The sequence below is a fragment of the Motilimonas pumila genome, from assembly GCF_003596335.1.
Classification (GTDB): Bacteria; Pseudomonadota; Gammaproteobacteria; order Enterobacterales; family CBDFNC01; genus Motilimonas; species Motilimonas pumila.
In genome coordinates this window covers 61,837-77,418 of record NZ_QZCH01000014.1, presented here as the reverse complement: position 1 = coordinate 77,418, position 15,582 = coordinate 61,837, and the positions used below count along the sequence as shown (strand labels likewise).

General features: G+C 45.9%; 16 protein-coding genes. 7 read left to right on the top strand and 9 right to left on the bottom strand.

Annotation, left to right across the window (positions count from 1 at the left end; translation table 11 throughout):
* Positions 1-2: 2 nt before the first annotated feature.
* The 5 genes from D1Z90_RS11775 to D1Z90_RS11755 are packed head-to-tail and all read left to right on the top strand — an operon-like array spanning position 3 to position 2,736.
* On the top strand, positions 3-374 hold the full coding sequence (locus D1Z90_RS11775) for a YscG family type III secretion protein (RefSeq protein ID WP_158587114.1): 372 nt from the start codon (positions 3-5) through the stop codon (positions 372-374).
* On the top strand, positions 374-697 hold the full coding sequence (locus D1Z90_RS11770; protein WP_119910960.1) for an EscF/YscF/HrpA family type III secretion system needle major subunit: 324 nt from the start codon (positions 374-376) through the stop codon (positions 695-697). The genes D1Z90_RS11775 and D1Z90_RS11770 overlap by 1 nt, the downstream gene beginning before the upstream one ends.
* A gap of 2 nt (positions 698-699) precedes the next feature.
* On the top strand, positions 700-1,467 hold the full coding sequence (gene sctJ, locus D1Z90_RS11765; protein WP_232525250.1) for a type III secretion system inner membrane ring lipoprotein SctJ: 768 nt from the start codon (positions 700-702) through the stop codon (positions 1,465-1,467).
* Positions 1,468-1,513: 46 nt separating this feature from the next.
* Positions 1,514-2,137 (top strand): SctK family type III secretion system sorting platform protein, encoded by a 624-nt coding sequence (locus tag D1Z90_RS11760; protein ID WP_147378759.1) that lies wholly within the window; start codon positions 1,514-1,516, stop codon positions 2,135-2,137.
* Positions 2,116-2,736, top strand: a complete 621-nt coding sequence (locus tag D1Z90_RS11755) for an HrpE/YscL family type III secretion apparatus protein (RefSeq protein WP_119910958.1) — start codon at positions 2,116-2,118, stop codon at positions 2,734-2,736. The genes D1Z90_RS11760 and D1Z90_RS11755 overlap by 22 nt, the downstream gene beginning before the upstream one ends.
* 13 nt (positions 2,737-2,749) lie before the next feature.
* Here D1Z90_RS11755 and D1Z90_RS11750 read toward each other — a convergent pair whose 3' ends face one another.
* Both D1Z90_RS11750 and D1Z90_RS11745 read right to left on the bottom strand, forming a co-directional pair.
* Positions 2,750-3,532: a heme ABC transporter ATP-binding protein gene (locus D1Z90_RS11750; protein ID WP_119910957.1), complete on the bottom strand. Its 783-nt coding sequence runs from the start codon at positions 3,530-3,532 to the stop codon at positions 2,750-2,752.
* A gap of 106 nt (positions 3,533-3,638) precedes the next feature.
* Positions 3,639-4,586 (bottom strand): LysR family transcriptional regulator, encoded by a 948-nt coding sequence (locus D1Z90_RS11745; RefSeq protein WP_119910956.1) that lies wholly within the window; start codon positions 4,584-4,586, stop codon positions 3,639-3,641.
* Between the two features lie 87 nt (positions 4,587-4,673).
* Between D1Z90_RS11745 and D1Z90_RS11740 the strand changes: the two genes are divergently transcribed.
* Entirely contained in the window at positions 4,674-4,967 is a 294-nt protein-coding gene (locus tag D1Z90_RS11740; protein WP_119910955.1) for a DUF1330 domain-containing protein, read from the top strand.
* 71 nt (positions 4,968-5,038) lie between these two features.
* On the opposite strand, the gene D1Z90_RS11735 is transcribed toward D1Z90_RS11740, so the two are convergent.
* The 7 genes from D1Z90_RS11735 to argC form a co-directional block, all read right to left on the bottom strand.
* Positions 5,039-6,997, bottom strand: a complete 1,959-nt coding sequence (locus D1Z90_RS11735; protein WP_119911008.1) for a BCCT family transporter — start codon at positions 6,995-6,997, stop codon at positions 5,039-5,041.
* Positions 6,998-7,334: 337 nt separating this feature from the next.
* Positions 7,335-7,796 carry a GNAT family N-acetyltransferase gene (locus tag D1Z90_RS11730; protein ID WP_119910954.1) on the bottom strand — a complete coding sequence of 154 codons (462 nt, stop codon included), beginning with the start codon at positions 7,794-7,796 and terminating at the stop codon, positions 7,335-7,337.
* 108 nt (positions 7,797-7,904) lie between these two features.
* Positions 7,905-9,764 carry an argininosuccinate lyase gene (gene argH / locus D1Z90_RS11725; RefSeq protein ID WP_119910953.1) on the bottom strand — a complete coding sequence of 620 codons (1,860 nt, stop codon included), beginning with the start codon at positions 9,762-9,764 and terminating at the stop codon, positions 7,905-7,907.
* A gap of 121 nt (positions 9,765-9,885) precedes the next feature.
* A complete protein-coding gene (locus D1Z90_RS11720; RefSeq protein ID WP_119910952.1) occupies positions 9,886-11,094 on the bottom strand; it encodes an argininosuccinate synthase in 1,209 nt (402 codons plus the stop codon).
* The gene (locus tag D1Z90_RS11715; RefSeq protein WP_119910951.1) at positions 11,094-12,011 is read right to left on the bottom strand and encodes an ornithine carbamoyltransferase; all 918 of its coding nucleotides are present in this window, start codon (positions 12,009-12,011) and stop codon (positions 11,094-11,096) included. Before D1Z90_RS11715 ends, D1Z90_RS11720 begins: the two co-directional genes overlap by 1 nt.
* 99 nt (positions 12,012-12,110) lie before the next feature.
* The gene (gene argB, locus D1Z90_RS11710) at positions 12,111-12,884 is read right to left on the bottom strand and encodes an acetylglutamate kinase (protein ID WP_119910950.1); all 774 of its coding nucleotides are present in this window, start codon (positions 12,882-12,884) and stop codon (positions 12,111-12,113) included.
* A 48-nt stretch (positions 12,885-12,932) separates the two neighbouring features.
* The gene (argC, locus tag D1Z90_RS11705; protein ID WP_119910949.1) at positions 12,933-13,943 is read right to left on the bottom strand and encodes an N-acetyl-gamma-glutamyl-phosphate reductase; all 1,011 of its coding nucleotides are present in this window, start codon (positions 13,941-13,943) and stop codon (positions 12,933-12,935) included.
* Between the two features lie 272 nt (positions 13,944-14,215).
* Between argC and argE the strand changes: the two genes are divergently transcribed.
* Complete coding sequence (gene argE / locus D1Z90_RS11700) at positions 14,216-15,376, top strand: acetylornithine deacetylase (RefSeq protein ID WP_119910948.1); 1,161 nt, start codon at positions 14,216-14,218, stop codon at positions 15,374-15,376.
* Positions 15,377-15,582: the final 206 nt, after the last annotated feature.

Here is a 15,582-nt window from a genome sequence, read left to right as displayed (position 1 = left end):
TCATGGATAAAGCAGTCTTAAAGCTGTTAGCCGAGATCGCAATTCTCGGCTCTAACAACGCTCAAACCAAACCCGCTCAAGTGATCATTGACGCACTTAAATTGACCCATGACGGCCATGAAATTGCGGTTACAACACAAGCGCTTAATGAGTTTAACCAAGGCAAATTTGACCTTGCTGCAAACACTTTAATGCCATGGTGTGACCAGCAACCTGCTGGAGTCGCGCACGGTTTATTGGCGATGGTGTTCTGGCAATGGGGTAAAAACAGCGACGCCGAGCGCGTATGTCGCAAAGTCATTGATGAAGCACAAGAGCCAACGGCTAAAGAACTTGCTAGCCAAATACTTCAACAGATGGGAGTGACGATATAATGGAAGCCGTCAACCAAGTAGTGTCCGTCTCACTTGATTCAATCTCTGATGCCACCGACTACTCAACTCCTATGTCCGCTGGAGAAGTAGACACGCTCAGCGATCAGTTCGCCGCTGCAATGTCTGACTTAAAAGTCGGCGTAAGTGAAAATGTCGAAGGCATTAACGAGACCATTGCCTCGATTGATTCTGCCACCACAGACCCTTCTAAATTATTTGAACTGCAAGTGAAATTGACAGAAGTGACTTTAGAGCAAGAACTGCTCAGCAAAGGCATTTCTCAGTGTACCAAAAACGTTGAAACGGTAGTGAAGGCACAATAAGCATGTTGATGAAATTAAAGTCGTATTTACTTGTTGCTGCTTGCCTACTGCTAACAGCATGTAAGGTCGACCTGTATTCAGGTTTAGATGAAAAGCAAGGCAACGAGATGTTAGCTCTGCTACTTGTTGAAGGTATTGATGCTGAAAAAGCCATTGATAAAGGTGATACGGTAAAGCTGTTGGTGGATAAAAACCAACTATCGAATGCGATTGAAATTTTGTCACGTAATTCTTATCCCCGAGATAAGTTTGCGACCTTAAGTGACGTATTTCCTGAAGGCGGTTTGATCTCAACCCCCACAGAAGAATCCGCGCGCTATAACTACGCGGTGTCGCAAGATTTAGCTGCAACCGTATCAAATATCGACGGCGTGTTAACAGCCCGAGTGCATTTGGTGCTACCAAACGATGAGCAAGGTAAGAAAGGTCGCAATGCCGAAAAGCAGATATCGAAAGCGTCTATTTTTATCAAGCACAGCAGCAATATAAGCCTTGACTCCTACATACCACAGATAAAACAGATGGTGGCGAATTCCGTTGAAGGTTTGAAGTATGAAAACATCGCCGTGGTCTTATTTCCTAGCGTGGCAACTTTTAACCCAATCGCTAAAACCAGTACTGACGTGAACCTTAACATTATCAAACAATTTAAGGACTTAGGTCCGTGGATTATCTTTGCAGTGGTACTTCTGATTGTAGGGTTAAAGTTTGATAAGTTGAGCGGTTCAGCCAAAGAACTATACGAGCGCAAACGTGCAACAAGAGAGTAGAAGCCAATTCAAAGGGCTACTTGATAGTCCTTTTTATGGCCACATTATGACGCTGAACTTCCAGCCCCTTGACTGGGTTCATTCTGAGTGGCTTGAAGACGTTCCATTTTTACAACAATGCCAAACCTTTAATAGCCCGGCAATACAACAACACGTGCGTCAACAACTCAAGTTGAATAATGTCTCTGACAGTCAGTTTAGCGACCCCATTAAGCGTTTAATTTTTCTACCTCAAGACACCTTGCTACAACTGGTTAACTTAATTGGGCTTAGCTGCTTTCAAAAGCAGGTGAAGTTATTAATAGAAAAAGAGATAAAACAGCAAATCTGCGATCTAGTTACGCCGCAAGGGTTAACGCTTATTCAAAAAAAGCTGCCACTGCTTGTCAGTAAATACCCTGACAGTTTGGTCACTCAAGCACCTTTATATGATCGAAAAAGCAAACAGCTGGCGCAATTTCATGCTTACGGCTTTCAACTGCTGAGTTTAGCCATTGAACACTCACAACAAGATTGGCTTAAACTGCTGAGCATGAAGCTGCCAAAATGCGATACTTTGCCCGAATTTCGCCCTGCTGCGCTCAATCAAACCGAACAATCTCGTTTGCGATTGTTGATTCAAAAAATAGCCGTGGAAATTGACCCGCAATGTACGACTTTACTGAAATAAATACCGACAAGTTGCAGCTTTCTAGCCATGTAAAAGTGCTAAAGGCGGCGGAATATAATCGTTACTTGCAAGCCCAAGAGCTGGTGGATGCAGCAGAGAAAAAAGCGGCCGACATTATTGCTAAAGCAGAGCAAACCTACCAAGAGCAACAAGCCCTAGGTTACCAAGAAGGTTTAAAGCAAGCCCAACAACTGCAAAGTAAAATCATGTTGGATATTTTGGATAAAAGCCGCCAGTACTACAAAGATTCAGAGCAAGAGCTGGCGCAGTTAGTTTGCCAAGCAGTGCGGCAATTGATTGGTGAGTTTGACGACCTCGCCCTCGCGCTGAAAATGACACGCCAAGCCATGCAATCCATCAGTAACCAAAGACAAGTGACCTTGCACGTGGCCCCAAGTCAAGTCGATGAAGTTAAACAGCACCTTGGCCAAGTAATGAAACAGTTCCCTGAAATCAGTTACGCTGAAGTCACCCCAGATGATCGCGTAGAGATTGGCGGCTGTTTGCTTGAAACTAAAGTAGGCGTCATTGATGGCACCCTAGAAAACCAGCTCTGCGTGATCGAAGAAGCCATCCATAAACAGCTTAGAGACGAATAACCACGGATTAATCTTAAGGCAGCCGCTCATCTGGAATTAGAATTGGATAACCGGCTGTGGGGTGTGGCAGCACTTGCATATCTACCTCAAACACTTGTTTCACGTGCTCGGTGGTCAGTACTTCAGTAGGATTGCCTTGGGCAAAAATGCTCCCCTGTTTTAGCATCACGATACGATCGGCAAAACGTGCGGCAAGGTTCAAGTCGTGTAATACAGCCATTACCGCCACACCTTGTTGGCTCCATGCTTTTGCTAGCTGTAAAATTTGTTGCTGATGAGCTAAATCCAATGCCGCCGTTGGCTCATCCAGCAATAAATAACGTTGCTGATTTTGTTGCTCCCAGATCTGAGCGAAAATACGAGCCAAATGAACACGTTGCTTTTCGCCTCCTGATAAATGCGGATATAAAGCGTCAGCGAGATGCAATATATCCACCTCTGCCATCGCTTGCTTAACCACCTCATTATTCCGCTCTGCGCTACAAGATTTAGCGGTACGGCCAATGCTGACGACTTCAGCGACCTTAAAGGGAAAGCTTAACAAGGATTGCTGCGCCAAAATAGCAAAACACTGGGCTTTATCGGTGAGTGGCCATTCGCTTAACGGCTTACCTGCAAGAACTACCTTATCAAATAACTCACTATATTCGCCGCTTAAGGCTTTAAATAAGCTCGACTTACCTGCTCCATTTGGCCCAACTAACGCGACCAGCTCCCCGCTATTCAGGCAAAAATCAATGTCATTTAAAATCACCTTATGATTGAGCGTAAGGCTTAAGCGCGAGGCGGTGAGCATAAGTTATCCATATAAGACGTTTTACCCATCATAACAGCCTTGTACACCTTCAGTGAACGCCGTCATGGGCTTTCTCTTAGATCGCTCATTTTTACAATCGAACAAGTCAATTTGGCAAACGGACACGAGAGGGATTGAGCTTATTAAAGTAATAACACACCAGCTGATAAAATCGGTCAATATGACTAGGCTTTTCATGTTGATACTGATGTAAAAAATAAAAGTGCCAAGGTTGGCCCATTAAATTCGGTAATACCTGGGTTATGTCTTCATTCGAAGCCAACCCCATCGCGCCATAATCACCCCTTTGCTTAGCCACAAACTCAGGCAGCAAACCGACCCCCATCCCCTGTTTCACCATATCAATGAGAGTATTTAAGTTATTCGTTTGCGCGTAAGCCGTGGCCATGAAACTCACCTCCTGCTGACTATGCTCATCAAGAAGTTGAAGCTTGCCATTTTGCCAAGGAGTGGCAATAAACCTGTGTTGCGATAAATCATTAATTTCACCGATTTGACCAGCTTGCTGCAAATACCCTTGTGAGGCGCAAAACACGTCTTGAACCTGACCAATTAAGCGAGCCTTATAATTACTGTCTTGTAAGTGGCCACCGAAAATGGCGACGTCTAAATCATGATCCACCAGGTCTTGCCATCGACCGTTAATAGCTAGTTCAGGAGTTAACTTAGGGTTTTCAAAGCATAACTGACGCAGCGCGGGCACAATAATATTACGCTCAAAAAAAGGCGGCGCTGACACTTTAAAGCGGCCACTTGGTTGCTGCTTAACTTCTTGCACATCCAACACTACCTGGCGTAACTGTTCACTCAGCAACTCGCTGCGTGACAATAATGCTTCGCCGGCGCTGGTTAATACAACTCCTCGAGTATGGCGGGCCAATAATTGCAGATCTACCGCTTGCTCCAAGCGTTTAATTTGCTGGCTCACTGCAGATTTACTCATTCCCAATTTTTTTGCGGCTGCCGTAAACGAGCGAAGCTTTGCAACGTCCGCAAAAATCAGTAATAAAGGAGCCAGCTTTACTGTGTTCATTATTTTAAACAGTGAGTTAATTTTTAGGTTATTGTTTAAAATACCACAAGCGTTAAGCTGGCTCTACTTAAACAAAAAGGAGTCACTATGAACACTTACATCCTGGTCGAAAGCAACATTATAAATGCAGATAAACTGGCCGAATATGGCCAACAAGCCGCCATCACGCTAGCCCACTATGGCGGCCGCTTTATCGCTAAAGGCCCTGCCAGCTCGTTACACGGCCAAAGCGCATTTAGCCATAGAGCCATTATTGAATTTGATAATGAACAGCGTGCCTTAGACTGGTATCACAGTGATGCATACCAAGCCTTAGTGCCGTTAAGGGAGCAAGCATTAAGTAGTCAATTTCAAATGATAACGACTCCAAATGCGCTCTGACCTGGTAATCAATCAGGTATAAAAAAGCCGCTAATTAAGCGGCTTTTGGGTTACTCAATGGCTAATTAACGTTAAGCCGATTTGTTCGCATTTAACCGCGATTGAATGGCTTGCTTTATGCTCTCTTGCTCGATAAAGGCAAGTTCAGACTCTTTACTACGCATCAGCGCGTCAAACGCAACCCTCGCCTGCTGCGCCATTTCAGAAGCGGCCAACTTAGCTTGCTTGGCTTGCATGGCTTTCTCAGTGAGCTTGTGTAACTCAATGGTAAAAGCTTCTGGCGCATTGCCAAGGTCAGTGCTCGACTCTCCTTTGGCTAGCGCTTCTTTGCGCAGTTGCTTTTTCAACGTCCAAATCGCGTCATTCGCTTCACGCTCGGCGTTTGCGGCCTCTATGGCATCGTCTCGCAAGCTTTCAAATTTTGCTAATGCTTGCCCTTCCTTGCTCCAAGGGTCGACTTCCGGTAAATCTGAAATATTGATCACAGGATCAACGTAGTCATCTTGATGAGTTAAGTCTAATGCCGCCGCTTTCACCCCCGAGATCATTAGCAAGACCGCAATAACCAATAAAGGCAAACCACCGACAATGGCTGCGGTTTGTAAGGTTGCTAACCCGCCCATGAACATTAACGCAGAGGGCATTAAAGACAAGGTAAAAGCCCAAAACAAACGGTTCCAACGCATGGGATCTTCTGTCACATTGCTTTGCACCACTGACGCTAAAATGTATGAAATAGAATCAAACGTGGTGGCGGTAAAAATGATGCACAACAGGGTAAACAGCGCTATCACTAGCGTGCTAAATGGCAATTGCTCTAAGGTAGCAAATATTGCGCGGGTCGCGCCTTCATTATTTAATATTGCGACTACGTCAAGCTCACCCGATAACTGCAAAGATAAGCCGTAATTGCCTAAAATAACAAAGTACATCGAGCAGCCTAATGAGCCAAAGAACACGGCTCCGGAAATCATCTGCTTGATGGTGCGACCGCGAGAAATACGCGCGACAAAGAGTCCCATACTGGGTGCAAACACGAGCCACCATGCCCAATAAAAGATGGTCCAGTCTTGCGGAAAATGCGTATCAGCAAAGCTGCCAAGTCCACCAAAAGGCTCAGCCCAGGTCGCCATCACAAAGAAATTAGATAACATGCGGCCGATGGAGTCTAAGCCTGTTTCTAGCATGAAAATGGTAGGACCACAGATCAGCACAAACGCCAGTAGCCCAAGCGCGCCCCAGAAATTAATGTTGCTTAAAATCTTAATGCCTTTGTCCATTCCCATGTACGCAGAGTAAGCAAAAATAGCGGTACACAACATCAGCACGCTGATTTGGCTGCCAGTAGAAGTAGGAATGTCGAACAGGTAGCTGATGCCTTCGTTAATCAAGGGGGCGGCTAAACCTAACGTAGTAGCAGCGCCACCAAGCAAGCCAAAGATGAATAGGATATCGATAAACTTTCCAAGCTTACCAAAGCTATTAGCTTCACCAATCACGGGCATTAGCGCAGCAGACACTTTCAGTACCGGTTGTTTACGCACGTAATAAAAGTATGCAATCGGAATGGCAGGGATCATGTAAATGCACCAAGCTATCGGCCCCCAGTGAAACAAACCGTAAGTGGCAGCCCAGCGCACGGCTTCTTCGCTGCCTGGCGCCAGTTGGAATGGCGGACTTTGGTAATAATAAGCCCACTCTATGGTGCCCCAATACAAAATACTGGCGCCAATCCCCCCACAAAATAACATGGCGGCCCAAGATCCGAGCGCAAATTCGGGCTTCTCGTCAGGATCGCCCAGTTTGATCTGGCCGATGTCTGAAAATACGATATAAATCATAAAGACAAATGCAGCTAAACCTAACCCCAAATAGGCAAAGCCTAATTTGTCGGTCATGAAGGTTTTCGCAACAGCGATCCATTGCGCGCCTTCTGTTGGGAACACCAACAAAGGAATAACAACGGCAAAAAGTAAGGCTAATGCGCCAAAAAAAGTTGGCTTGTCGATTAGCTCAAAAGGTTTGTTCATTTTCAATTTCCAATACAACAACATCAGGTAAATTAAAAACTCGGCACCCACAAAGCCCTCATACAGCGAGGCTGATGAGTGAATAGTGTTAACTCAAGGTAGGTTTAAGTGTCGAGCGTATTTGTCGCGGCGTATCACCAGAAAATTGCCCACGTAGAGGTTACAAGGGCCCACTTCAAAATAATCCTAAGCGGTCATTTTGTCGACAAAAATATGCTCTGTATGAAAGATATTTGGTAGTTTTAGTAAGCTTTATCGTCGAGATAAAAATGCTTAATAACATAACCATTAAAACAGCCGCGTTTACCAATTCAACCTGAATCAAGAGAGCCTGATTTTAGGCTAAAAAGTAACGCCATTTACCAGAAGTTGCCTCAGTTTGTTCACCAGCGCGCTGCCACCCCAACTTATTGGCCAACGCCAAGCTTGCGCCATTGTCTTTATCGATGAATACCTGGCATTGTTCCAAGGTTTGGCTTTTGGCTATTTCAATCAAAGCCATTTGAATTATTTTAAGCGCTAAGCCTTGACCCCAGAATTGCCTCAGCAAAAAATAACCAAAGTCGTCCTGCCCCGCTATTTGCTTAACGCCACAAAAGCCAATTAAGGCATGGGTATGCTTGTCTTTAAATACCAAGCGACTTGGCGTTAACAGGTGCTCGTTAAACCACACTTCGGCTTCAGCGTCAGTTAAAGCGCGCTGCGGCCCTAAAAACCGCATCACCTCAGGGTCTTGTAACATGCTAAAAACGGCAGGTTTATCAGCCAGAGTTAAGCTGGCAATAATCGGCTCTATCATCACGTAGAAGCTCCTTCACTGGCATTTGAGGCATAACATATATTGATATAAAAGCAGGCATAAAAAAAGGGAGCAAACGCTCCCTTTCATCATGCTTAGATAAAACCGTTATTTCACGGCGCGTGAATTAAACAGTAATTCTAACGCTACTTCATCACACGAATGTTGACGGAAACAGTCATCACAGTCTTTCAGTACTTTCTCTGGCAGCATGGCTTTACTGGTTGGGCTAAAGCCTAACTTCATAAAGAACTCTGGCGCGCGCGTTAAGACAAACAAGCGCTGGATGGCCATTTTCTCTGCTTTCTTGATTAAGAACTCTACCAAGGCTTCGCCTTGGCCTTGATCTTGATGCTCTTCGTCTACACCCAGAGAGCGAACTTCGGCTAAGCCAGTGTCATACACGTACAAAGAAGCACAACCTGTAACCTTACCGTTGATTTCAGTTACTGCGAATTCGCCTACCGCAGAGACTAACTCAGGGCGAGATCGTGGTAAATTTTCACCCGCATTAGACCAATAGTTTACGATACGCTCAATTTCGTCTAGATCCGTTAGGCGAGCCGCACGTGCATACACACCTGAGGTGTCACGTTCGCCTAAGCGCTTTTCCGCAGCAGAAAGTGCAAACTCTATTTGCGTAGGCGATACACCGCCTTGCGCCTGACGAGCAGCCAAAGTCGCCTCAAGAGTCAACACTGGGTAAACGTCATCTTCTATCACGTCTGAGAATTCTTTAAACTCTGCTACCGACAAATCTTCCAGTGGTACGCCTTTGGCAATCGCCCCCACCACAGCTGCACCCACAATGTGGTGCGCTTCGCGAAATGGAATACCTTTCGCCACCAAGTAGTCGGCTAATTCAGTTGCGTTTGCGTAACCGCCTTGCGCAGCTTCTTTCGTTCGCTCTTCATTGACTTTCAGGTCTGTTAAGGCCATCTCAGCCATTTCTAAACAGTCACCCCAAGTATCTAACGCGTCAAACAGGCCTTCTTTGTCTTCTTGCATGTCTTTGTTGTAAGCCAGAGGCAGCGCTTTCAACGTCATCATCATTCCAGACAGTGAGCCATAAACACGGCCCGCTTTACCACGAATCAACTCCATCGCGTCTGGATTTTTCTTTTGTGGCATCAAAGATGAACCGGATGTCACTTGATCAGACATTTCTAAGAAACCCGATTCGCCCGAATTGTAGAAGATAAGATCTTCTGCCATACGAGAAAGGTGAACCATAGAAAGAGAAGCTGTGCTCATCAGCTCAATCACGTGGTCGCGATCTGATACGCTGTCTAAACTGTTACGAGTGGCACGGCGAAAACCTAAGCTATGAGCCAGCTCAGTACGCTCCATGGGGTAACCGGTACCGGCCAATGCACCACTGCCTAGTGGACAAGTGTCTAAACGGTGTAAACAATCTTTTAAGCGGCTGTAATCACGCTCAAACATTTCAACGTAAGCAAGGCACCAGTGAGAAAACGTCACCGGCTGCGCACGTTGTAAGTGGGTGTAACCCGGTAATACCGTATCTTGATGAACACGGCCTAACTCAACCAGCTTTTGCTGCAATTTGTCGAGTAAAACCACCAGCTCTTGGGCGCGCTCTTTACACCAAAGTTTCAGGTCAGTGGCGACTTGGTCGTTACGGCTACGACCTGTGTGTAACTTTTTACCTAAATCACCCACTTTTTGGATCAGTTGGCCTTCTACCCACGAATGGATGTCTTCTGAGTCAGCTGCCAGAATTTGCTCTGGGTTTTCAATCACAGATTGCTTTAACTCATTCAGCGCAGCTTCTAGTTGTTGCTGTTCTTCTACGGTTAAAACATCCACTTTTTGCAGCGCTTTTGACCATGCAATTGAGCCCACTATGTCTTGTTTAGCAAGACGGTAGTCGAACCTCAGAGAATCATTAAACTGTTTAAATTTTGCGTCTGCCGCTTGACTAAAACGCCCGCCCCAAAGTGCCATGCGCTCACCTCTCCTGTGTCTTATTCTATGGTGCCAGTACGTCGCTGGCGTGTCCTTATAAATGACAAAATAGCCGCTCAAAGAGCAGCTATTTTGTGGCTATGCTAACTTCAAGTAATGATTACTTTTTAGCATTTAGCGAGCGAATACGGCTTGCTAAAGAGTACAGACGGATAAAGCCTTCTGCATGTTTTTGGTCGTATACTTCGTCTTCACCAAATGTGGCAAATTCTTCAGAGTATAGGCTGTTTGGTGATTTTTTCTTCACTGCCACCGCTTGGCCTTTGTAAAGGCGTACTACCACTTCACCGTTCGCGTCTTTTGCTAGGGCTTCTGAAGCAGACAGCAGTGACTCACATAAAGGTGTGAACCAGCGACCGTCGTACACTAGGTGAGCAAACTCTTGGCCCACTTGGTCACGCCAGCGACGTGATGGCTTATCGTGTACTAGCTCATCAATGCCACGCAGTGCGGTTACCATAACGGTACCACCCGGCGTTTCATAACAACCGCGAGACTTCATACCTACGGTACGGTTCTCGGTAATATCAACACGGCCTACGCCATGCTTGGCTGCTTTTTCATTCAGTAACATCAGTGCGTCGTAAGGTGAAAGCGCTACGCCATCTACCGCAGTCACACGTGCATTTTCAACGGTTAGCGTTACGTACTCAGGCTCGTTTGGCGCGTCTAGCGGATCAACGGTCATCGTCCACACGCCTTTGCTTGGCTCGTTGTACGGGTCTTCTAGCTCACCACCTTCGTGTGAAATGTGCCATGCGTTAGCATCACGGCTGTAAATCTTAGTGGCACTTGCAGTAGTCGCAATGTTGCGCTCTGCAAGGTAGTCAAGCAGGTCTTCACGAGAAACCATGTCCCACTCACGCCAAGGTGCAATCACTTTAAGGCCTGGCGCTAGCGCGGCAAAACAGCTTTCAAAACGGATTTGGTCGTTACCTTTACCAGTACAACCGTGACAAACTGCGTCAGCACCTACTTTCAGCGCAACTTCAACTTGGGCTTTAGCAATAATAGGACGAGCCATTGATGTGCCCAACAGGTAAGTACCTTCGTAAACAGCACCCGTTGCAATGGTAGGGTAAATGTAGTCTTTTACGAACTCATCTTTTAGGTCAACAATGTGACACTCAGAAGCACCCGACGCCAGCGCCTTTTCTTCTAGGCCAACTAGCTCTTCTTCGCCTTGGCCAACATCGGCACAAAACGCTACGATTTCACAGTTATCATAAGTTTCTTTTAACCATGGAATGATTGCTGAAGTATCTAAACCACCAGAGTACGCCAGTACTACTTTATTTACCTTGCTCATTAAAAATCTCCTTTCATCAATGTCAACATGATGGCGTTTTGGATGTGCATTCTGTTTTCTGCTTGATCAAAGATCAAGGAAACTTTCTCGTCATCTACAATTTCGGATGTAATATCCAGTTCACGATGGGCCGGTTGGCAGTGTAATACATGCTTAATACCGGTTTTATCAAGTAACTCACGGTTAATTTGATAAGGCATAAATCTGTCTTTTACGGCTTGTAAAGGGGTTTCGTCACCCATGGATACCCAAGTATCACCGTACACAATGTCGTAACCTTTAATGTCGTCGATATTGTTAGTCACGCGCACTTTACCGCCGGACTTTTGTGCTAATTCTTCTGCTTGTTTCAACAGTTGTGCGTCTGGGCTTGAACCTAATGGGCACACTGCGGTCACTTCTGCGCCTAAAATAGCGCCGACAATAAACAATGAGTGCGTTACGTTGTTACCGTCACCCACATAAGCCAACTTCACTTTGCTTACATCATCGTAATGCTGCGCCACAGTCAGAAAGTCTGCCAAGCCTTGGCACGGGTGGTACAGGTCACATAAAGAGTTGATCACTGGCACGCTTGAGTACTTGGCCAACTCAGTGATGGTGTTATGAGACATCACCCGAGCAACAATACAATCCGCCCAGCGAGAAATGTTGGCGGCGAAGTCTTTCACCGTTTCACGTTCGCCAATGGCACCGTTTTGCGAATCAAGGTAAACCGCATGACCGCCTAGCTTGTTAATGCCGATATCAAAGGTTACGCGAGTACGCAGTGATTGCTTTTCAAAAATAGTAACGATGCTTTTGCCTTTTAACGCATCCGCATACTTGGCAGGATTGGCTTTCAGGTCTTTGCCTAAGTCAATCAGCGCTAAAATTTGCTCTTTCGAGGTTTCAGTACCCGTTAATAGATGTTCCATCTAACTCACTCCCATATCGTCACAGCTAGGTTGTCGGAGGCCTGCAGTAACAAACGATTAGTTCACGCCATCATCTTGGTAACGGCGTTATTATCAGAATTATTTTATGACCTTAGTCCCTAAGTGTTGGCCGTTTAAAAGCGCCACCAGGTTTTCCGGTTTTTTCCAGCTTGCTAACATAACATGACCCAGCGTATTTGCAGCATCTAATGCCGCTTTTACTTTCACCGTCATGCCGTCGCGGATCACGCCGTCGGCGATCATTTTATCGGCCAGCTCTGTATTAAGCTCAGGTACCAGTTGCATGTCCGCGTCAAGTACGCCATCTACGTCAGACAAAAAGACCAACTCAGCGTCCACCAGCTCACAAATGGCAATGGCAGCTTGGTCGGCATTCACGTTATACAAATTACCGTCTTCGCCAATGCCGATAGATGAGATTACCGGCAATTGCTGAGCTTGCAACAAGGTGTTAATTAACTGCGGGTTATTTGGTGTACATACGCCCACCGCCCCTAAGTCTGGATCTAGCTGAGTCACTTTTGTACTAAAGCCGTCTGCTAATGATAAACCTACCGCACTTAATCCCGCCTGCAAGGCTTTGGCCATCAATAGTTTGTTTGACGTGCCCGCTAACGCGCCTGCAACATAAGGGATTTGATCAAACGGGGTAATGCGTAAACCGTTTTTCTTTTCACTCTTAATGTTCATTTTGCCCAGCAGGTCTTCCACTACAATGCCGCCACCGTGCACCAGAATCAACGGGCGCTGCTGCGCCTCTAAATAGCGGGTAATGGCGTCAAATAAGTTCGCTAGCGCGGTATCGTTTTCTAACACGGCACCGCCGAGTTTAATTAGCAGAGGTTTACTCATTGTTTTTATTCTCTTTTTATTCACTACTTAACAAAGGGGTCGACCTTGTTAAAGCAATGAGGTGGTCATCTCAAAGCCGTATTTAATGTTGATACACTGAATCGCTTGGGAAGATGCCCCTTTTAATAAGTTGTCTGTGGCGCTAAATAGTACAATATCTTCGCCATCGACGGCATAGGCGATATCGCAAAACGGTGTACCTTCAACGTTTTTAAGCGCCGGATAGCTACCTTCTAGGAGGCGTACAATCGGCTCATCTTGGTAAGCATCGGCGTAGGCTTTCGCCACTTGCTCTGGTGTAACGCCTTCGTTAAGTACTGCATTAATGCTTGCTAATATGCCGCGTTTGTAGCTACCAAGGTGAGGAGTAAAGACCACAGGGCAACCCAAGTGTTCGTCAATTTCTGGCTTATGACGGTGGGTAAATACCCCATATGGTTGCAAGCTAACTTCACAAAAGCTCGATACCGTTGACGCTTTGCGACCTGCACCGCTCACGCCACTGGTGGCATTAATCGTTGGCTTAGTGCCCGGCTTAAGCAAACCGGCTTGCTGTAAAGGTTTCAGCGCCAACAAAGACGTTGTGGTGTAACAACCTGGCACTGCAATCAGGTTCGTCTCTTTCACCTCTTCGGCATTCCACTCAGCCAAGCCGTACACGGCTTTTTCTAATAACTCAGGGTACTGGTGGGTGAAACCGTAGTATTTTTCATAGAATGACAAATCGTTCACCCGGAAAGCGCCAGAAAGGTCAAATACGTCAACCCCTTGGGCAAGGAAATCAGGTGCGAGGTTATGGCTTACTTCATGGGCTGTCGCCAGTAATACAATGTCGATACCTTCACATGCGCGAGGAATGTCGGCCACCGCTAACGGTTGAATAGGCATATCGACAATGCCCAGTAACTTGCCATACAAAGAAGAAAAAGGTTTGCCTTTGTCTGCGCTGTTCTCTGACACGTACAAGCCTGCCAGCTCAAGCTCAGGATGCTTAGTAATAAAATTGGCTAATTCAGCGCCAGTATAACCACTGGCTCCCACAATAATGGTTTTTAACATCTTTTTATATTCCATGTGATGGTAACGTTACAAAGGGTCGCTACTGAGCAATAATTCAAACCGTACATTGGCGACAAAGCGTGCATTTTAACTAACTCTACAGGGGTAATAAAGCCGTACCTGTTCAGTGGGATCGTCGTCGCGAATTGTGGGAAAAGTTAGTCTGCATTTATTGGTATCATTTATTATCAATTAGCAGCTTAGAATGCTAGCCCAAACTAATTTTTTATGCAATATTTATGCATTAATATTTAATTTATTTTGAGATTATTATGTCTTTACCTGGTTTTATCGACACTTATAAAACACTGATCGCGACGCCCTCCATTAGCTCGACCGATACTTCATGGGATCAAAGCAACCAAGACGTTATCAATAATTTGGCAACCTGGTTTGAAAGCCTGGGCTTTAAGGTGGCAGTGACTGAAGTGCCCGATGTGCCGGGTAAATATAATTTGGTGGCCACTTTAGGCCAAGGCGAAGGCGGCTTACTGCTAGCAGGCCACACCGACACCGTACCATACGATGAGGGGCAATGGAGTAAAGACCCTTTCAAGCTGACTGAAGAAGGTAACAAGCTATACGGGTTGGGTAGTATAGATATGAAAGGTTTCTTTGCTTTCATATTAGAAGCACTGAAACAAATGGATATCAGTAAGCTGGATAAGCCATTGCGGATTTTAGCCACAGCCGACGAAGAAACCACCATGGCAGGAGCCAGAGACATCGCCGCGCGTCAGAGCATTAAACCTGAATATGCGGTGATTGGTGAACCGACCGGTTTAGTGCCCGTATTTATGCACAAAGGGCATATGTCAGAAGGGATTCGTATTACCGGCCGCAGTGGCCATAGCTCAGACCCAAAGAATGGGCTCAATGCCATTGAAATAATGCATAAGGTGCTGGCAGAGCTGTTAAAGGTGCAACAAATCTTTAAAGATAAATACAACAGCCCTCACTTTGAAGTGCCCGCCCCTACCCTTAACTTTGGTCATATTCACGGTGGCGACAGCCCTAACCGTATTTGCGGTTGCTGTGAGTTACATATCGATATGCGGCCCATTCCAGGGGTAAGCACCGACGAACTCTTTATTACTTTAAAAACCGCGCTGGCTGAAATTGATAAAGCTTACCCGGGCGCCATTGATATTTTCCACCTCCACGAACCCATCCCTGCCTACGAGTGTTGCGCGACTTCAGAGCTGGTAAAAGTGGCAGAGGCATTAAGCGGCCACCAAGCAGAAGCGGTAAACTACTGCACCGAGGCTCCCTTTATCCAACAACTAGGGTGTGACACCATAGTGATGGGCCCGGGTCATATTGCGCAAGCGCATCAACCTGATGAATACCTTGACCTTTCTTTTGTTACACCGACAACTGAGCTGCTGAAAAATCTCATTCAACGCTTTTGTAATTCTGCCCAAGCAAACTAAACTTGCTATATCGCTGCCGCAGCTCAGTGTGGCAGCCGTGACACGCTCAACTCTGTAATAAAATTACAATCAAGCAAACTCTTTTTTTATATCGTTCCAAACAGAGCGATGCCCTTTGCTAGTTGACCTAGAGACCAGTTTGCGGATAGATTATGGGACAATAATGATAAGGTAAGTGTCATTATTGCAACCAAATTGCGTGTTCA

What these genes read in the sequence shown, in the direction of transcription:
- D1Z90_RS11775 (WP_158587114.1), top strand. Translation starts at nt 3, where the DNA reads ATGGATAAAGCAGTCTTAAAGCTGTTAGCCGAGATCGCAATTCTCGGC.
- D1Z90_RS11770 (WP_119910960.1), top strand. Translation starts at nt 374, where the DNA reads ATGGAAGCCGTCAACCAAGTAGTGTCCGTCTCACTTGATTCAATCTCT.
- sctJ (WP_232525250.1), top strand. Translation starts at nt 700, where the DNA reads ATGTTGATGAAATTAAAGTCGTATTTACTTGTTGCTGCTTGCCTACTG.
- D1Z90_RS11760 (WP_147378759.1), top strand. Translation starts at nt 1,514, where the DNA reads ATGACGCTGAACTTCCAGCCCCTTGACTGGGTTCATTCTGAGTGGCTT.
- D1Z90_RS11755 (WP_119910958.1), top strand. Translation starts at nt 2,116, where the DNA reads ATGTACGACTTTACTGAAATAAATACCGACAAGTTGCAGCTTTCTAGC.
- D1Z90_RS11750 (WP_119910957.1), bottom strand. Translation starts at nt 3,532, where the DNA reads ATGCTCACCGCCTCGCGCTTAAGCCTTACGCTCAATCATAAGGTGATT.
- D1Z90_RS11745 (WP_119910956.1), bottom strand. Translation starts at nt 4,586, where the DNA reads ATGAACACAGTAAAGCTGGCTCCTTTATTACTGATTTTTGCGGACGTT.
- D1Z90_RS11740 (WP_119910955.1), top strand. Translation starts at nt 4,674, where the DNA reads ATGAACACTTACATCCTGGTCGAAAGCAACATTATAAATGCAGATAAA.
- D1Z90_RS11735 (WP_119911008.1), bottom strand. Translation starts at nt 6,997, where the DNA reads ATGAACAAACCTTTTGAGCTAATCGACAAGCCAACTTTTTTTGGCGCA.
- D1Z90_RS11730 (WP_119910954.1), bottom strand. Translation starts at nt 7,796, where the DNA reads ATGATAGAGCCGATTATTGCCAGCTTAACTCTGGCTGATAAACCTGCC.
- argH (WP_119910953.1), bottom strand. Translation starts at nt 9,764, where the DNA reads ATGGCACTTTGGGGCGGGCGTTTTAGTCAAGCGGCAGACGCAAAATTT.
- D1Z90_RS11720 (WP_119910952.1), bottom strand. Translation starts at nt 11,094, where the DNA reads ATGAGCAAGGTAAATAAAGTAGTACTGGCGTACTCTGGTGGTTTAGAT.
- D1Z90_RS11715 (WP_119910951.1), bottom strand. Translation starts at nt 12,011, where the DNA reads ATGGAACATCTATTAACGGGTACTGAAACCTCGAAAGAGCAAATTTTA.
- argB (WP_119910950.1), bottom strand. Translation starts at nt 12,884, where the DNA reads ATGAGTAAACCTCTGCTAATTAAACTCGGCGGTGCCGTGTTAGAAAAC.
- argC (WP_119910949.1), bottom strand. Translation starts at nt 13,943, where the DNA reads ATGTTAAAAACCATTATTGTGGGAGCCAGTGGTTATACTGGCGCTGAA.
- argE (WP_119910948.1), top strand. Translation starts at nt 14,216, where the DNA reads ATGTCTTTACCTGGTTTTATCGACACTTATAAAACACTGATCGCGACG.